The 16899-nt window shown below is 41.7% G+C and carries 16 protein-coding genes and 1 tRNA gene; all 17 read right to left on the reverse strand.

The features are described 5' to 3' along the window. Positions 1–79: 79 nt before the first annotated feature. Positions 80–155 (reverse strand) — tRNA-Lys (locus tag FZ945_RS08015). Positions 156–476: 321 nt separating this feature from the next. Continuing rightward, positions 477–743 carry a hypothetical protein gene (locus tag FZ945_RS08020; RefSeq protein ID WP_048809724.1) on the reverse strand — a complete coding sequence of 89 codons (267 nt, stop codon included), beginning with the start codon at positions 741–743 and terminating at the stop codon, positions 477–479. A gap of 263 nt (positions 744–1006) precedes the next feature. Then, positions 1007–3376, reverse strand: coding sequence for a tetratricopeptide repeat protein (locus FZ945_RS08025; protein ID WP_148803770.1), 2370 nt, complete (start codon positions 3374–3376; stop codon positions 1007–1009). Positions 3377–3398: 22 nt separating this feature from the next. After that, positions 3399–4889, reverse strand: coding sequence for an NADH-quinone oxidoreductase subunit NuoN (gene nuoN / locus FZ945_RS08030; RefSeq protein ID WP_004317979.1), 1491 nt, complete (start codon positions 4887–4889; stop codon positions 3399–3401). Next, a complete protein-coding gene (locus FZ945_RS08035; protein WP_148803772.1) occupies positions 4886–6397 on the reverse strand; it encodes an NADH-quinone oxidoreductase subunit M in 1512 nt (503 codons plus the stop codon). The genes nuoN and FZ945_RS08035 overlap by 4 nt, the downstream gene beginning before the upstream one ends. Then, entirely contained in the window at positions 6397–8235 is a 1839-nt protein-coding gene (gene nuoL, locus FZ945_RS08040; RefSeq protein WP_148803774.1) for an NADH-quinone oxidoreductase subunit L, read from the reverse strand. The genes FZ945_RS08035 and nuoL overlap by 1 nt, the downstream gene beginning before the upstream one ends. A 3-nt stretch (positions 8236–8238) precedes the next feature. Further along, positions 8239–8541, reverse strand: a complete 303-nt coding sequence (gene nuoK, locus FZ945_RS08045; RefSeq protein ID WP_004317991.1) for an NADH-quinone oxidoreductase subunit NuoK — start codon at positions 8539–8541, stop codon at positions 8239–8241. Further along, a complete protein-coding gene (locus tag FZ945_RS08050; RefSeq protein ID WP_148803776.1) occupies positions 8538–9074 on the reverse strand; it encodes an NADH-quinone oxidoreductase subunit J in 537 nt (178 codons plus the stop codon). Before FZ945_RS08050 ends, nuoK begins: the two co-directional genes overlap by 4 nt. After that, a complete protein-coding gene (gene nuoI / locus FZ945_RS08055; protein ID WP_148803778.1) occupies positions 9067–9705 on the reverse strand; it encodes an NADH-quinone oxidoreductase subunit NuoI in 639 nt (212 codons plus the stop codon). Before nuoI ends, FZ945_RS08050 begins: the two co-directional genes overlap by 8 nt. An 8-nt stretch (positions 9706–9713) precedes the next feature. Beyond that, a complete protein-coding gene (gene nuoH / locus FZ945_RS08060) occupies positions 9714–10709 on the reverse strand; it encodes an NADH-quinone oxidoreductase subunit NuoH (RefSeq protein WP_148803780.1) in 996 nt (331 codons plus the stop codon). Then, positions 10702–13002, reverse strand: a complete 2301-nt coding sequence (locus FZ945_RS08065; RefSeq protein WP_148803782.1) for an NADH-quinone oxidoreductase subunit G — start codon at positions 13000–13002, stop codon at positions 10702–10704. Before FZ945_RS08065 ends, nuoH begins: the two co-directional genes overlap by 8 nt. After that, the gene (locus tag FZ945_RS08070; RefSeq protein WP_148803784.1) at positions 12999–13709 is read right to left on the reverse strand and encodes a hypothetical protein; all 711 of its coding nucleotides are present in this window, start codon (positions 13707–13709) and stop codon (positions 12999–13001) included. The genes FZ945_RS08065 and FZ945_RS08070 overlap by 4 nt, the downstream gene beginning before the upstream one ends. Then, positions 13706–13936 (reverse strand): NADH-ubiquinone oxidoreductase subunit E family protein, encoded by a 231-nt coding sequence (locus FZ945_RS08075; protein WP_107805423.1) that lies wholly within the window; start codon positions 13934–13936, stop codon positions 13706–13708. Before FZ945_RS08075 ends, FZ945_RS08070 begins: the two co-directional genes overlap by 4 nt. Continuing rightward, a complete protein-coding gene (gene nuoD, locus FZ945_RS08080; RefSeq protein ID WP_148803786.1) occupies positions 13933–15162 on the reverse strand; it encodes an NADH dehydrogenase (quinone) subunit D in 1230 nt (409 codons plus the stop codon). Before nuoD ends, FZ945_RS08075 begins: the two co-directional genes overlap by 4 nt. Further along, positions 15159–15923 carry an NADH-quinone oxidoreductase subunit C gene (locus tag FZ945_RS08085; RefSeq protein ID WP_148803788.1) on the reverse strand — a complete coding sequence of 255 codons (765 nt, stop codon included), beginning with the start codon at positions 15921–15923 and terminating at the stop codon, positions 15159–15161. The genes nuoD and FZ945_RS08085 overlap by 4 nt, the downstream gene beginning before the upstream one ends. Then, positions 15920–16432, reverse strand: a complete 513-nt coding sequence (locus tag FZ945_RS08090) for a NuoB/complex I 20 kDa subunit family protein (RefSeq protein WP_012001120.1) — start codon at positions 16430–16432, stop codon at positions 15920–15922. Before FZ945_RS08090 ends, FZ945_RS08085 begins: the two co-directional genes overlap by 4 nt. Further along, on the reverse strand, positions 16414–16803 hold the full coding sequence (locus FZ945_RS08095) for an NAD(P)H-quinone oxidoreductase subunit 3 (protein ID WP_012001119.1): 390 nt from the start codon (positions 16801–16803) through the stop codon (positions 16414–16416). The genes FZ945_RS08090 and FZ945_RS08095 overlap by 19 nt, the downstream gene beginning before the upstream one ends. Between the last annotated feature and the right edge of the window lie 96 nt (positions 16804–16899).

The following is a 16899-nucleotide window of genomic DNA, read 5'->3' on the forward strand; positions in this document are numbered from 1 at the left end:
AGAGGATTTGAACCTCTGTTCCTACACAGAGAAAGTAGAGTCCTGAGCCACTAGACGAAAGGGTCATAAACCCAAAAAATGGTGTCCTGCGTTGGATTCGAACCAACGGCCCCCTCATTAAAAGTGAGATGCTCTACCGACTGAGCTAGCAAGACATGATTATTTAAAAAAGAATTGAGATTATACAAAAAACATTATTATATGTCAAGAAAAAATTAAATTTTAAATCAAATTAAAGCTATTTTGTCCGCTATTTCTAAGCAAAAAATATAAAATTTTATTTTTAATCTTATAAATTTAAAGCCAAAATTTCTTAGAAAATCAAACCATTTTTACTTTGTAGCCCAACAAGTAAAACACAATCAAGCACACAATCCGATTAATGGCAAATTTAATCCCTGCCTAAAAATCTTACAGCTGTTTTTCTAGCTTTTTCTATCTTTTCGGCTCTGTTTTGATCACTCATTTCTATCTCATTATTTAATAATAATCATTAGGGTTAAACCCACCAATCCCAAATAAATACATACATAGGCAAATAATGCGATTGCACCAAAAAAGCAATAAACAGATTTCCCCAAATAATTAGATTCATCTTTTATCTTTTGAGCAATTCTTTTTAATTCTCCAAAATCAAAAAAATGTTTTAAATAGTTTCCTTTTAGATAAACTGAGTTCAAAAGTATAACACCTGCTATCAATAAAAGAAACCAAAATTTTGTTAACCATGTCAGTGTTATCATCCCTATCCTTTCATGACCATAAATTTAAAAAAACGTTCATACTACATATCCTTTTTTCATACCGCCACTTAGGCTATCGTTTCTAAATTCTCGCTACTTTTCGTTGCACCGCTATACATAATCTTCTCCTAAAAAAATATTCTTAAAATCGTACTTACGATCATAACAAATTGCAGGAATAACAATTTTTGCTAAAAGAAAAATAAAATATTTTTAAGCTCTAGATACTCTTTTTCAAGATCATTTAAACTTAGCACTAATTTTTACTTTATCATCTCAAGTTTGGCTTTGCAGGCATCTTTATAAGCACTTGTAAAATTTGAGCCAATGCACTCGTCTAGGTAGCTCTTAGCCAGCTTGTACTGCTTTTGCCTGATGTAAATTTCACTTGCCAAATTTAGAGCATGCAAGCGGTCCTCTGGCTCAAGTTTCATATTTAGGATAAATTTCGCCTCATCAAGCGCCTCATCAAGGTTATCTGTCTTTAGTGAAGCCTCTGAGTAGTCAAAATTTAGCTTTGGCGAAAAGGTATTTATCTTGGCTCTGGTTTGTAGCTCTAGCGCCTTTTTAGCGTAGGTTGCAGCGATAGCGTAGTCGTTGCTTTTCATCGCATAGTCGCTTATAGCTGCGTATGCCTCGATGATCTTAAAGTCCTGTCCTCTTAGTTGCTCGATTGCACTGATCGTAGAGACCGCCTCAGTAAAGCGTTTTAGCGCAAGTAGCGAGTAAAATCTATCAAAAAGCGATGGCGTAGGGTCCGAGTACTCGACCGCTGAGCCAAGCGAGAGCGCGTCGTTTGCAGCGATGATGGCGTGCTCGTAGTCTTTGTTTTTATATAAAATTTTGCTCAAATTTACCAGCCATTCGACTCTATCTTCTAAATTTTCGTCCTTCACATGAGCCTTTGCAAGCTCTAGCGCCTCATTATAACGCGCCGTTCTAAAGTAGCAGTTAAATAGCTTAAACTGCGGCAAAGAAACCTTGCTCACATCGTAGTTTTCGAGTAAATTTACAACCGCTGTGCAGTCATCTTTGATGAAAAACTCTTTTGTTAGCTCAAGCGCAGCCTCATTTACTAGCTCCATCGCCTTGCTTAAATTTTCATCTTTTGCGAGGTTGTTATAAGCTAGCGCATCGGCAAATTTACGCTCTTTTAGATCAAGCTCAAGCTCGCTGATTAGCGCCTTTTGGCTGATATTTGTGCCGGCATATTTTTCGATGAGATCTTTATATCTTGCGTGAAGTGCGGTGGCGTTTTTGTCTTCCTCTTCAAAAAACAGCCCATCCTTTGCCTTAGCGACCTCATCGATATAATCGCCATATTTAAACTCTTTTTCGTATCTGTTTAGATACTCATACGCCCTTTTTTCATCTTTTGTTTTGGCTAAATTTAGCGCTAAATTTTTTAGTGCTGCCTCGTAAAAATCCTTTGTCCTGTCGCTATTATTTACCAAAATTTCATAAATTTTAGCAGCTACGTCTGGCATATCTTTGCTGGCAAATGTATAGGCTAAATTCATCGATTTTGTCGGATCGTTCATGAAAAATTTCTCATTTGCATTTGCGATCTTTAGTACAAATTTCTTTGCCTCTTCAAATTTCTCTTTATCGATATTTGCGTCTGCTAGACTTAGTGCAGCTCTACTTGCAAGGTCGATGTCATTTGTTGAGTAGAGCACCTTTTCATAGTCGCTTAGCGCCTCTTTTTGCCTACCTATTTTATATAGGTAGTCAGCATAATCAAGCGTGGCAAGCTTTGTAAATTTTGACTCTGCGTGCTCTTCGCTTAGTATGTCAAGCATATATTTTGCATCACTTGCGATGCTATCTTTTAGGTAAGCTCTGGCGATAAGATACAGCACCTCTGGGTAGTTCTCATCAGAGGGGAATTTTCTTATCCAAGCTCTGCCCTCACTTACGATATCTTTTGGCTCAAGCCCCTCAAACTCGCTCTTTGTCTCAAAAATTTTATCAAGCGCTCTTAGCCTAAAAAGTAAAAACTCACTTGAGAAAAGACTGGCTGGATGCCTTTTCATCGCTGTTTGTGTATCTTTTACCACGCTTTCATAAGCGCCCTTTTCGTAAGCTCTTTTTATATTTATGTAGATGTCTATGTCGTTGCTATCAAGTCCAGCGATAGGCGCTTTGTTAAGATCGAGCGCTCCGATACTTGGACTTAGCATATCTCTAAAATCAGGCGAAAAATTTAGCCCAGATACTCTTTTGTTGTTTTCGCTTAGTGAAGTATCGATGATGATGCTAAAGTGCTTTGAGATGGTCGTCTTTGGCGTATCTTGCACGCTTGGACTGCTGTAAAGCTCGGTTTGAATGTTTAGCAGCCTTGAAGGCGCCTTTGGCATGATGACGATAAAGAGTTTGCCATCTTGCTTTTTATATTTTATGTCCATTAAAGGCAGCGTCGTATCCTCGATCTTTGGCAAGATCCCATCATCAAGCATACAAACGTAGCGCTTTGTGTCGTAGGCTAAAATTTGCTCCACACATTCAAATTCTTTCTCGTCGCTTAGTTGAAGGACGCTATAAGGCTTATTTGCGTTTGCGCCGCTGTTTAGGCTAAGGCTAAAGGCGGATAGATAAAGCGGTAAAAATAAGATGGTTAAGAGCTTTTTCATGCCGCCATTATAGTTAAATTTTCTAAAATCCTGAAGCAAAGACAAAATGCTCGATAAATTCCAAAATCGCCCCAGAAAATAAAAAGGCAAAGACCGTACCAGCAACGGCAACTCCAACGATCACCTTTAGTGCCATCGAGACGTTTGAGATGTAGATATTTTTATCTTTTACGATAGGCTCTTTTAAAAACATAAAGACGATGAGCTTTAGGTAGTAATAAATAGCAATCGCCGAGTTTATCATGATGATGAGGCTAAGCACGACATAATCAGACTTTATAAGCGATGAGATAAGCACCATCTTGCCCCAAAATACGCTAAAAGGCGGTATGCCAGCAAGGGCTATCATGAAAATTCCCATTATCACTGCGTAACTTGGCAAAATTTTAATAAGCCCTGAAAATTTCTCATACGGGTGCTTAAAGCGCTTATCCCAGCAAACGACGTCGTCGCACCTTGCGACCCAGAGCATAGAAAATGCACCCAAATTTGCAAACAAAAACATGATCCAGTAGAAAAACAAGGCTACATTTGCCTCGTGAGAATTTGCCACAAGCGCGCAAAGCACGACACCAGCGTGAGCTATGGAGCTAAAAGCGAGCATCCTTTTTACGTCTTTTTGCACTAGCGCCATGATGTTTGCAAGGCTCATCGTAAGCACGGCGATGATGTAGAGCATATCTTTTATCCATGAAATTCCAGAGCCCTCAAGCATCGCAAAAATTCTTAATGCGACGATAAATCCCGCAACCTTTGGCACGATCGACATATAGCCTGCTAGCGGGGCATTTGAGCCCTCATAAACATCTGGTATCCATGTGTGAAATGGTATGAGCGAGAGCTTAAAGCCAATAGCTGAAGCGATGAAAACGCAGCCAAGTAAGATTATTAAATTTTGATTTAGGCTAAGATCTTTTATGACAACGCCTATACGAGCGATGTCTATTGAGTTTGTTGCCAGATAAAACATCGCTATCGCCATCGCAAAAAAGCCAGCTGAGAGCGAACCCATCGCAAAGTATTTGATAGCAGCCTCGACGCTTTTTGCCTTGTTGTGAAGGGCGATTAGGGTGTAGAGGCAAAGCGAGCTGATCTCAAGGCCTAAAAAGATGATGAGTAGGTTGTTTGAGCTCACCATAAACAAAAATCCAGCGATCATAAACAAAAATAGCGCGTAATACTCGTAAATTTTATACTCAAAATACTCTTTTGTGCTAAGTGCCAGTGGGATGAAAAGAGCTGAGGCGATTAGGATAATGATCTGCGAGATGATAGAAATTCCATCAACTAAGAGCATATCCCAAAAGCTTAGGCTAAGTCCGTTAAAATCGAGCGTAATGCCTAAATTTACAAATATAGCGATGATGCAAAATACGCAGTAGAAATTCCTCGAAAGATCCTTTTTTATCGCTCCAACTATGAGGATAAAAAGCGCAAAAACCATCATGCTAAGCATCGGCGAGAGTGATTGCAAAGAGATCTCGTTTAGGTCTAAAAAGGCTATTTCGTTCATAGTTTGCTCCCGCCATTTAAAGATGAAATTTTATCCTTTGTGCCGCTATTTACAGCTCTAGTTTGCATTTTGCTTATGATATTTTGCACGCTTGGCTCAAGCGGTTTTAGTATCAAATTTGGTGCGATGCCAAGAATGATTATGAGCAAACAAAGTGGCACAAGAGCGGCTAACTCTTTAAAATTTAAATCTTTAAGGCTTAAATTTTTCTCCTTGCATTCGCCAAAAAAGACCCTTTTATAAAGTACCAGCATATAAACAGCGCCCACGATGATACTAAAGCCACCAAGTAGCGCAAAGAGCTTGTTTAGCTTAAAGACGCCAAGCAGGCTCAAAAACTCGCCCACAAAGCCAATCGTTAGTGGCAGACCGATACTTGCAAGCGTTGCTATAAAAAATATAAGCGCATACTTTGGCATCACCTTGGCAAGGCCGCCAAATTCGCAAATTTCTTTGGTATGAGCCCTCTCGTAGATGACGCCAACTAATAAAAATAATGCGCCACTAACGATGCCATGGCTTATCATTAAAAATATCGAGCCGCCAAGGCCTATTAAATTTAGTGAAAAGATGCCTAACATGATGACGCCCATGTGCGAGATCGAACTATAAGCGATCACTTGCTTCATATCGCTTTGCGCGTAGGCAACAAGGGCTGCGTAGATGATCATGATGATAGCTATGACGCAGACAAAACCGCTTAAAAGTAGGCTCGCGTCTGGAAAAAGTGGAAGTGAAAATCTCACAAATCCGTAAGTGCCCATCTTTAAAAGCACGCTAGCAAGCAGCACCGAGCCAATAGTCGGAGCCTGTCCGTGTGCGTAAGGTAGCCACGTGTGAAATGGAAATAGCGGAGTTTTGACGCCAAAAGCAAAGAAAAAAGCTAAAAATAGCCAAATTTGAGCATTTTCTCCGATACCAAGCTTGTACCAATCAAGCAAGTTAAAGTTAAAGACGCCGCTTTTTTGATAGCACAGATAGCCGATAAAGATGATCGCTACTAGCATAAAGACAGAGCCTAAAAATGTGTAGATGAAAAATTTAATCGCAGCGTAAATTCTATTTTTACTACCAAATGCGCCGATGATGTAAAGTAGCGGTATGAGGCTAAGCTCCCAAAAGCTGTAAAATAAGATCATATCAAGCGCGCTAAAGACGCCCATCATCGTGCTCTCTAAAAATAGCACACTAATAACAAGGTGCTTTAAATTTCCATCATCACTAAGTGCGGCGATAGAGATGAAACTCATAAATGCGCTAAGGACTATAAGCACAAGAGAGATGGTGTCGATGCCGACAAAATAGCTGATATTTAGGCTTGGTATGAGCGAGACTTGATGTGTTAAAACAAAGTCATAACCCTGAAAATCGACATTTACACAGATAAAAATAGCTAGCAAAAGCTCGATAAGAGCGATGCTTGCTCCATAAAATTTGATGCTTTTATTTTCTATCAAAAAGCCAAGTATTGCACTTATTGCTGGGAAAAATATGATGACACTTAGCATTATTTGGCTCCGTTTAATAAAAATATAAAGCTTAAAAGCAAGGCAAATCCTGCGACCATAAATCTAAGCATGACGCTTAGATCGCCACTTTGCATTTTGTTTGCAAGATATGCAAATTTAGTAACCAAAAGTGCGACAAAATCAACACTTCTATCAACTATCATCTCGTCAAATTTCTTGCAAATTTGAGATAGTTTCGTATAGCCATTTATAAAAAATTTCTCATAAAATTTTGGGATAAAGTAGGCATTTTGCAAAATTTTGTAAATTTTACTTTCGCAAACACTCTCTTTAAAAATTTCTTTTTTATAGGCTAAGACTGCAAAGCCAGCGCTTACAAGAACTAAGCCAAGCGTTAAAATGAGTAAGAAAATTTCACTGCTGTGAGATAAATTTAGCTTAAAATCCCCAAGGCTAGCACCTAAAAACTTGCTAAAGTTACTCCAGAAAAAGCCGCTAATGACCGAGAGAACGCCAAGCACGCTCATGCCAACAAGCATGTAGTTTTTGGCTTCATGTACGTGCTCCTCACTCTTTTGCCTTGCAAAAAATACTAGCATGACAAGCCTAAAGCTATAAAATGCCGTAAGAACTGCGCCAAAGAGCAAGACGAGCCATAAAATTTTATCCTCGCTAAATGCAACCTCTAAAATTTTATCTTTTGAAAAAAAGCCAGCAAATGGATAAAATCCAGCCAGCGCGCAGCTTGCGATGATAGAAAGAAGTGCAGTTGGCTTCATAAATTTATAAAGCCCGCCCATTTTTTTGATATTTAGCTCGTCATTCATCGCATGCATGACGTTGCCAGCGCACAAAAAGAGAAGCGACTTAAAAAATGCATGCGTGACAAGGTGAAAAAGTGCGATCTTGTAAGCGCCTAGGCCAGCGGCTACAAACATATAGCCAAGCTGCGAAAGCGTCGAGTAGGCGACTATCTTTTTAAGATCGTTATGCACTAGCGCGATGCTAGCGGCAAAGATCGCTACAAATGCGCCAAGGCAGGCGATAAAGTGCGATACTTCAGGCACATTTGCAAAGATGAAATTTGCGCGTATGACTAGATAGACGCCAGCTGTTACCATGGTCGCGGCGTGTATGAGCGCAGAAACCGGCGTTGGCCCCTCCATGGCGTTTGCAAGCCAAGTGTGAAATGGAAACTGCGCGCTTTTACCCATGGCGCCTATAAAAAGAAGTGTGGCGATGATGCCTAAATTTAGCCCAGAAAGGTCGCTTCTAGCGTTAAAAACCTCGCTAAATTTAAGCGAGCCAAAGCTATAAAATATATAAAAAATGCCAACAAGCATGGCCAAATCAGCCACTCTATTCATCACAAAGGCTTCGTTTGCAGCGACGTTTGCGCTAGGCCTTTTATACCAAAAGCCAATGAGTAACCACGAGCAAAGTCCAACGCCCTCCCAGCCGATAAATAGCCCTATGAAGTTATCGCTTGAAACAAGGACATTCATGCAAAAGACAAAGAGCCCAAGGTAGCTAAAAAAGCGGTTAAAACTCGCGTCATCTCTCATGTAGCCAATGGAGTAGATATGCACGATGCTAGCGACCACGCCCACGGTGCTAAGCATCACAAGGCTAATCGCGTCAAGGTAGAAGCTAAAGCTAAGATCAAGCGAGCCAAAATTTATAAACTCTTTTATGGTTAAATTTAAAGGCTCATCTACGCTAAGGCTAGCTGTTAGCATAAGCGAAGCTGTGGCGCTAGCGATCATGAGAAGCGAGCAAAAAAGACCGATAAATAAATTCTTACTGCTATGCGAAAAGATGCCAGCTATGATGAAGCTAAGAAGCGGAAAAAATAGCGAAATACAAAATAAAATCATCTCTTAGCCTTTCATATTTGTCATCGAATCTAAACTGATGCTGCCAGTCTTTTTATACCAAAGCACGAGCAGCCCAAGCCCCACAGCGACCTCGCTAGCAGCGATGGCTACTATAAAAAATGCGATGATCTGCCCAGTTAGATCAAAGTAGTATTTCGAGATAGCTGCAAGTGCGATGTTTGCTGAGTTTAGTAAAATTTCGCTTGAGAAAAATAGCATTATCAAATTTCTTCTTCTCATTATGCCAACAAGCCCTATGACAAAGACCAGACTTGCTAGGATAAGGTAGTGTGTAAGGCCTATCATAGCATCTCCTCAACGCTGCTTTGTGCGTTCATATCTTTGTGTATCAAGATAATGCCAGCTACCATCGCCACAAGCAGCATGATGGCGCACATCTCAAAGGCTAACAGATACTTGCTAAAGAGCAAAATTCCAACCGCTTCGATGTTGCCAAGGCTAGCGAGGGTAGAATTTACCACCTCTTGCTTAGCGCTATAGATCGGCGCTAAAAAGATAAATATCAAAAGAAGCGCTATGAAGCTGCTTAAAAGATAGACGATGATCTTTGCTTTTTTGCCGCTTTTTGGCTCGCACTCCTTGCTGGTGTCAAAAAACATCATCGCAAATGCGTATAAAACGACCACGGCACCTGTATAGACGACGATTTGCACCACACCTAAAAACTCAGCCCCAAGCAAGAAAAATATAGCTGATATAAAAACCATGCCAGCAGCTAGCGCAGAGACCGCATTTAGGGCATTCTTGCAAAGCACGCTAAAAGAAAAACTAACCAATATAAGGGCGCTAAAAAGATAAAATGCAAAGCTCTCATACATCGCTTGACCCTTTTAAATTTATATCCATCGTTTCTGCCTTATCTTCATTTGTAAGCGCATTTGGCGTCTTTTTCACTAGGCTATTGGCATTTTTAGGTAGAGCGCCATAGCCCTCAAACTCAGCTTGATCTTTTAAGAATTTATCATCTGTTAAAAACTCAGCCTTTGTGCCAAAGAGGATTTTGTTTTCACTTGCGACCTCGTACTCTTGCCCGCAGACGATAGCAAGCTCAGGGCAGACATCAGCGCAAAATCCGCAATAGACGCACCTGCTTAAATTTATCGTGTAGCTTGCGACCTTTTTACGGCCATCTTCACCAAGAGAAGTCTTCATAGAGATGCAGTTGCTAACGCAAATTTTCTCACATAGCCCACAGCCTATGCAGCGCTCATTTTCGCTTTCAACAAATTTTAAAAGCCTATGAATTCCCCTATATCTGGCGTTTAGCTGCATCTTTTGCATAGGGTACTTTAGAGTGTGCGACTTGCTAAAGAGCATCTGCTTTAGCGTGATCTTTAGCCCCACCAAAAGATCAAGCTTAAAAGTAGCGGCGATGAAGTGCTTAAATTTATCAAATGCCCCTTTTGGCTCTATCTTTTCGTCTATCAAAATATATCTTTTCTCGCTCATTTTACGCCTTAGATAAGTAGTGCAAAGCCGGTGATTACGACATTTAAGATGCCAAGCGGAAGTAAAATTTTCCAGCAAAGCATACTAAGCTGATCGACCCTTAGATGTGGCCACGACGCCCTCGTCCAGAGAAAAAAGAAAAAGACTAGGCTTGATTTTAAGATGATCATCAAAGCACCTGGGATAAATAAAAACTCGTTAAAACCGCCCAAAAACAAAAGCGTGATAATGATGCTTGCTGCGATCATGTTTGTGTATTCGCCGATGAAAAACATCGCCCATCTCATGCCGCTATACTCGGTGCCGTAACCCGCTACGATCTCGGTCTCGTTTTCTGTTAGGCAAAATGGCGTTCTGTTGCACTCCACAAAGCTTGCCATCACGAAAAGCACGAAGGCTAGAGGCTGCTTGAAAATAAGCCAGTTAAATATGCCTTTTTGATAGTTGTTTATATCAACTAACGAGAGGGAGCTAGTCACCATGACAACGCTTAAAAGCGCCATACCAGCGACCACTTCGAAGCTAAGAAGCGCTACCACTGCACGAGCAGCGCTGATTAGTGCAAATTTATTGTAGCTTGCAAGACCTGCTGCAAGTGGCGAAAAGACGCAAACCGCTGCCACGCCAGCGATATATAAAACACCTACGTTTATGTCAGCAAGTATCGGTCTAATCGTATGTCCAAAAATTTCAAACTCAGGCAAAAATGGCACCGGTGCAAGCGCTGCAAATGCCGCGATAGCAGAGATGAGAGGCGCTATTAGAAAGATAAATTTATTTGCATTTGCTGGGAGGATGTCCTCTTTTGTAAAGAGCTTTATCATGTCAGCCACGATCTGAAGCACGCCAGCAGGTCCCACCATATCAGGTCCCACGCGGCGCTGCATGTAGGCTAGCACCTTTCTTTCAGCATAAGTCGCAAGCCCTGCAAGGCTCGCCATGACGGCCAAGATGACGACTGCTTTAACAATAGTTGTTATCACGAAAAATAGCATTTCACTCATTCTCTGCCTTTATTATTTTTACGCTAGCGTAGCAGTTACCCTCAAAAATGGCGCTTACATCAATCTTATCATCGTAGTCGCCAAGATAGGCGCCAATGCCTCCTAGCTCACTATCAAGTTCCACACAAATAGCAAGCTTGTGCCCATTTTTTTCTAAAATGATCGCTTCATTTTGTGAAATTTCAAATTTAGCCATAAACTCGCCGCTTGCGTAAAGTTTCGCGCGTTTAGCAGTTTGTGTAGCGTAGTTTGCAAAAAATGAAGGTAAATTTATAGGATTTGCAAGGCTTATTAGCGCTTCGTCCTCTTTTAAATTCAGCTCATTTTTCTCTTTAAAAAGTGGCTCTATGTCCTCTTTTGGCGTGAAATTTGAAATTTCAAGCTTGTAGCCTCTGTGGCTTGTGCCATCATTTGCGTAAAAATTTTCTAAATCATCAAATTTAACGTCCCTGTAGCCCTTCTCTTTTGGTAGCTGCGCAGTGTAGTCGATCGTATTTTTAGCCGCTAGCCCAAGCGCATTTGCGATGTCGTTTAAGAAGTAGCCATTATGAGCTAAAGCCGCATTTGTCGGCACTACTTCGTTATTTATGCTTGTAAATGTGCCCTCTTGCTGATTTAGCGCACCAGCGTCAAGGTCGCCCTCAAAAATGCTAAATTTAAACTCGCCCATTTCGTTGTATCCTAGCGTCTTGCCAGGCTTTTTCTCGCTTGAAAGCGTGCAAATTTTAGCCACGCCAAGCGAGTTTGTGCGAGGCGGTATGAGCATTACACGAAACGGCGTAGTTCTTGCGATCACTCCAGCAAGAGCGGCAAGTAAATTTGCATTTTCATGAGCGTAAAAGTCGCTACCTAAAATAAGCGTAAATTTAGCCTTACCCTCGCTAAGAGTTGTCACTTCTAAGCCAAAGCTCTCTTCAAATTTTTCAAGTCTAGCCTGAAGCGCTGCTGGTAAATTTTCACCCCAATTTTTAAGCACAAAGAGTAAAATTTGCTCCAATTTGCCAGCCTCATAGCTCACACAGGCGAAATTCTTTGAAAATTTCTTCACGACCTCATCGGCGATGTGATGAAAGTAAATTCCACTAGCTTTATTCATCTTAAGGGCGTTATTTAGCTTATAGCTAGTAGCTGGGCTCTCGTGGCGCAAGAAGCTACCAGCAGAGATGATAAAGTCGCTATTTTTTAGGCTCTCATAGTCTGCGTTATATGAGCTAAGACCGCTAAATTCGCTAAAAATATTTAAGAAATTTTGAAATTTAAAAGCCTCATCGTTTAGTAAATTTAGATCAAATTTCTCTCTCAAACGCTCCAAAATAAGCGCCTCCTCGTTTGTTATGAAGCTATTAAATTTTATATTTTTTATGTTGCCGTTTTTAAAATTTGAGATGAGTTCATTAAATTTCGCCTCATTTTTGCGGGCATTTTCGTTGTGAAAGTCGTAGCCAAACCTTGCCGCACCGCTTATCTCGCCAAAGTGAAAGTCGTTGCTAACGCGGTAAATTTGCTTGCTTCTATCGCTAGTGTTTTTCTCTTTTACGTCATAAAAAATGAGCTCGCAGTCGCTTTGGTGCGGATTTGCCGCTGGGACACGGCTTAGCTCCCAGATATTTGAGCTATACTGAAAATTTGAGCTAACAAACGCGCCAACAGGGCAGACGCTGATGCACTCGCCACAAAATGAGCAGTCTAAATTTTCGCCCGCACTTGGACCAATTAGGCTCTTTTGCATCTTGCTAAAGACGGCGTAGGCATCTTTTGGCATGCTCTCTTTTAGCTCTTTTGGCACTTCAATGCCCCTTGGCACCGTTTTTAGTGCGCTCTCGCCGATCTTATCTTTGCAAACCGTCACGCACCTCTCGCAGACCACGCAAAGGGCTGGGTCGTAGTTTATGAGACCCCATTTTTTGTGAGGTTTATGCGTGTCCTCTATGGCAAAGTTTTGCTCATTTACATTTAGATGAGCTGTTAAATTTTGCAATTCACACTCGCCACTTTTATCGCAAACGCCGCATTGAAGGGGGTGATTGACGCAGTAGGTCTGCATGATCGCATTTCGCTCGGCAGCGATCTCTGGCGTGTTTGTGTAAATTTGCATATCCTCTTTGGCTTTGGCGTTGCAGCTATAGACCACTTTGCCGTTTGCTTCGACCATGCAAAGCCTGCAAGCAAGCGTTGGCGAACAGCCGCTAAGGTAGCAAAGCGCAGGGATGTAGATGCCATTTGCCCTTGCGATGTTTAGGATGCTCTCGCCCTCGTTTGCCTCTAAAATTTGATCGTTTATGGTGATTTTCATTTGCTAACTACTACTTGTTTAAATGCATATCCATCAAACTCTTTTACGCCAAGCACGGCAACCGTGCCTTTTAGCGACGGATCAAGCCTAAATTTAGCACTCACGCTAAAGTCTTTTGCTTTTAAATTTAAAATTTCGCCATCCTTTGCCTTTGCCACTATGCCAAACTGCACGCCACCCACGATCTCGTCGCTTGCGTTTTTGTTTAGATAAACAACCGCTCCGTCAAAATTTTTAAGCTCTCTTAGCTCGCTTACTTCTTTGACGCTTGCAAATTCTTTGACCTCGCTGCCTGCTAAGACGACATTTTTACCTAAAATTTCAAGTAGCCAAAATATCGCATCTTTATCTGGATGAGTAAAGAACGAGTCATCGATGATCACGTTTTTAACGTCCTTTATCCACTCGCCAAGCTCCTCAAACTCCTCTTCTCCCACGTTGCACTCGCCGCTTATGAGCCCATCATCAAGCTCGTCAAAAAACTCATTTTGCACCAAATTTGCATACTTACAAAGAAGCGCTAAGACGTAGCTTATTGATCCTATCTCACAGCGGATCAAATTTTTACTGCCAAGCTCGTTATCTTCAAAGCATGAGATGTATTTAAACTCGTGCTCTTTTATCTTTTTTGCTAAATTTTTGTCGCTCAAACTTAGTAAATTTGCGATACTTAGGCTCTTGCCTGCTATTAGATCATTAAATTTCATATCTTGCCCTTTTTTATCGTTAATGCCCAATCAACTTGGTTAAATTTAAGCGAGTTCATCACCTCGCAGTTTAGGTTATAAGCCAAATTTACAGCCTTCTCCACGCCGCTGTAATCTCCTATCTCAAACAAAAATATCACCACCTCGTCTGGCTCACTAGCCTTTATCTGCTGCCCAAGAGTGCTCAAAAACTCGCCCTTTAGATGCCTAAGATCGACCCTTCTCATCTATCAACCTCGCCTAAGATGATATTCGTGCTGCCTATTATCGCGGCCACGTCTGCCACATACTGCCCAACTAGCATATCTTCATAAATAGCGCAGTGCCAAAAGCTTGGCGTGCGAATTTTTAGGCGGTACGGGCTTGCGCTGCCGTCTGAGTTTATATAAATTCCAAGCTCGCCCTTTGGTGACTCGCTAGCAAAGTAAATTTCACCCTTTGGTGGCTTTAGCCCCTGAGTTATCAGCACAAAATGCTGCATAAGTGAGTAGTTTTGGCTCATTATCTGCTCTTTTGAAGCGCTCACATACTCTGGCGCATCGGCGATGATGGCAGGGCTGCTGGTCTGATACTTGCTAACGCACTGCTTTAAAATTTTCACGCACTCACGCATCTCTTTCATATAAAGCAGGTATCTTGCGTAGCAGTCGCCTTTGGTGGCGTAAGGCACGTCAAATTCTAGCTCGTCGTAGATAAGATATGGCTCTTCTTTTCTGATATCACGTGCCACACCACTTGCTCTTAGCATGACGCCAGAGCAGCCGCTACTAAGGGCTAGCTCTTTGCTAACTACGCCCACATCTACAAGCCTTGCTTGCCAAATTCTATTTTCACTTAGCAGTTCTTCATAAAGCGTGATGTCGCTTGGAAATTTCTCGCAAAATTTAAGCAGCTCCTCGCACCAGCCATCAGGTAGATCAAGCGGCACACCACCGATCCTTATCGAGCTATGAGTTAGCCTTGCGCCGCAGTATTTTTCTATGAGATCAAGGACGTATTCGCGCTCTCTAAATGCGTATAAAAATACGCTCATTGCCCCCACGTCAAGGGCGTGCGTGGCTAAAAATAAAAGGTGCGAGCTGATGCGGTTTAGCTCTAAAAGCATCACTCTAATGATCTGCGCACGGCGAGGCACTTCTATGGCGCAAAGCTTCTCCACAGCCGCGCAAAATGCGTAGTTATTGGCACTTGATGCGATGTAATCGACCCTGTCAGTCACTGGGATAAATTCCTGATAGGTCATATTTTCAGCCATCTTCTCAACGCCTCGGTGCATGAAGCCAACCTCTGGCATAGCGCGCACGACCTTTTCTCCGTCAAGCTCAAGCACGAGCTTTAGTTGGCCATGTGCGCTTGGGTGCTGTGGGCCAAAATTTAGTATCATCTTGCCGTCATTTTGCTCAAATTCTAAATTTTCAAAAAATGGTTTTAAGCGGTTTGGTGCTTGGCTCAAGGTCGTTCCTTTACTATCTGGCTCTCATTAAATTTAGCCTTTTTGACAAATCTCACGCCACCTTCTTCTTGATACTCGTAGTCTTCATTTTCATCAAACACATGTGAAAATCCAAAGGTATCTTTCTCATCGACAAATGCTGGATCACGGTTCTCTTCGCCGATCTGCTCTCTAAACTCGCTTCCAAAAATTTTATCCACCTCGTACCATTTAGCAGCCTCGTCGCCAACTAGCGGATAGCTCTTTAGTAGAGGGTGCGAGTGCCAGTCATCAGGCATGATGAGACGCTTTAAATTTGGATGATCTTTGATGAGAACGCCACTTAGATCATACATCTCGCGCTCCGCCCAGTTTGCGCTTTTATAAAGCTCGCAAACGCTTTTTAGCATTTCGTCCTTTTTAACAAAGCACTTTACACGTGCGCGCCTGTTTTTAGTGATGCTAAGAAGCTGATAAAAGACCTCATATCCACCTTTTTGGACTATAAGATCAACCGCCGCAAGCTCACAAAGCTGCTCGTAGCCAAAGCCCTTTAACACTTCAAGTGCTTTAAAATTTTCACTAGAATTTACATAAATTACGAGCTGATCAAACTCCACGTAGCTAGATAAAATTTGCACTCCGCTTTGCTCTAAAACAGCCAGCTCTTCGTTAAATTTAGAGCCACTTGCCGCCTCTTTTGGCGTCTGCTTGGCGATATAAAATTTCTCGCTGTAATACTGCTTTTTTTGCAGGTCGTTTTTTGGCTTATACTCTCTCATATTTCGAGCTTTCTTGGCTTTTGCGCCCTAAATGCACTTTGTTTTCTTATCTTTTTTTGAAGCATCATAAGTGCGTACTGAAGCGTCTCTGGGCGAGGCGCACAGCCTGGGATGTAGATATCAACAGGTATTATGCGGTCTACGCCTTGAACGGTTGAGTAGGTGTTAAACATGCCTCCAGTGTTTGCACAGCTACCCATCGAGATGACCCACTTTGGCTCAGGCATCTGATCATAAAGGCGCCTTGTAAATTCAGCGTGCTTTTTAGTTAGCGTGCCAGCTATGATCATCACCTCAGAGTGCCTTGGGCTAGCCCTAAAAATGGTGCCAAACCTATCAAAGTCATATCTGCTCGCCCCGCTTGCCATCATCTCGATCGCACAGCAAGCAAGCCCATAGCTAAGCGCCCATAGCGAGTTGCTCCTGCCCCACTGCACGAGCTTATCAACGGTTGTTAAAACTACTGGCAGACCGCCATTTGCAGCGTAGTTTATCTGATGCTTTGCCATTTAAAGACCCCTTTTTGCCAAGCGTAAGCAAAGCCGATAAGCAAGATCGCCACAAAAAGTAGCATCTCGATGAGCCCAAATAGCCCAAGCAGCCTAAAATCCACCGCCCACGGATACATAAAAATGACCTCAACGTCAAATAAAATAAATAAAATTCCATAAAAAAAGTAGTGGATATTTATCTTATTTGGTTGTTTTACAGTTGTCGGTCCGCACTCGTAAAAGCCTACTTTTAGGCGCTCGGTGTTGCGGTTGGCTAGCTTTTTGCTTATCTTTGAGGATAAAAATGTTATCAAGCTAAACGAACAAGTAGCTAACAAAAGTATGATAAAAGCGCCAAGATAGGTGCTGTCAAGCTCTGAGTGTGACATACTTCGCCTTTTTTAATTTTTCAAAATTCTACTAAATTTAAATTTATTTGATCTTGAAATAGCTCAAGAGTAGCGATGTAAATCTCTTTTTGTGTA

Origin of the sequence: Campylobacter concisus, assembly GCF_902460535.1 — a bacterium.
GTDB classification, from domain to species: Bacteria; Campylobacterota; Campylobacteria; order Campylobacterales; family Campylobacteraceae; genus Campylobacter_A; species Campylobacter_A concisus_AS.

What these genes read in the sequence shown, in the direction of transcription:
- FZ945_RS08020 (WP_048809724.1), bottom strand. Translation starts at nt 743, where the DNA reads ATGATAACACTGACATGGTTAACAAAATTTTGGTTTCTTTTATTGATA.
- FZ945_RS08025 (WP_148803770.1), bottom strand. Translation starts at nt 3,376, where the DNA reads ATGAAAAAGCTCTTAACCATCTTATTTTTACCGCTTTATCTATCCGCC.
- nuoN (WP_004317979.1), bottom strand. Translation starts at nt 4,889, where the DNA reads ATGAACGAAATAGCCTTTTTAGACCTAAACGAGATCTCTTTGCAATCA.
- FZ945_RS08035 (WP_148803772.1), bottom strand. Translation starts at nt 6,397, where the DNA reads ATGCTAAGTGTCATCATATTTTTCCCAGCAATAAGTGCAATACTTGGC.
- nuoL (WP_148803774.1), bottom strand. Translation starts at nt 8,235, where the DNA reads ATGATTTTATTTTGTATTTCGCTATTTTTTCCGCTTCTTAGCTTCATC.
- nuoK (WP_004317991.1), bottom strand. Translation starts at nt 8,541, where the DNA reads ATGATAGGCCTTACACACTACCTTATCCTAGCAAGTCTGGTCTTTGTC.
- FZ945_RS08050 (WP_148803776.1), bottom strand. Translation starts at nt 9,074, where the DNA reads ATGTATGAGAGCTTTGCATTTTATCTTTTTAGCGCCCTTATATTGGTT.
- nuoI (WP_148803778.1), bottom strand. Translation starts at nt 9,705, where the DNA reads ATGAGCGAGAAAAGATATATTTTGATAGACGAAAAGATAGAGCCAAAA.
- nuoH (WP_148803780.1), bottom strand. Translation starts at nt 10,709, where the DNA reads ATGAGTGAAATGCTATTTTTCGTGATAACAACTATTGTTAAAGCAGTC.
- FZ945_RS08065 (WP_148803782.1), bottom strand. Translation starts at nt 13,002, where the DNA reads ATGAAAATCACCATAAACGATCAAATTTTAGAGGCAAACGAGGGCGAG.
- FZ945_RS08070 (WP_148803784.1), bottom strand. Translation starts at nt 13,709, where the DNA reads ATGAAATTTAATGATCTAATAGCAGGCAAGAGCCTAAGTATCGCAAAT.
- FZ945_RS08075 (WP_107805423.1), bottom strand. Translation starts at nt 13,936, where the DNA reads ATGAGAAGGGTCGATCTTAGGCATCTAAAGGGCGAGTTTTTGAGCACT.
- FZ945_RS08085 (WP_148803788.1), bottom strand. Translation starts at nt 15,923, where the DNA reads ATGAGAGAGTATAAGCCAAAAAACGACCTGCAAAAAAAGCAGTATTAC.
- FZ945_RS08090 (WP_012001120.1), bottom strand. Translation starts at nt 16,432, where the DNA reads ATGGCAAAGCATCAGATAAACTACGCTGCAAATGGCGGTCTGCCAGTA.
- FZ945_RS08095 (WP_012001119.1), bottom strand. Translation starts at nt 16,803, where the DNA reads ATGTCACACTCAGAGCTTGACAGCACCTATCTTGGCGCTTTTATCATA.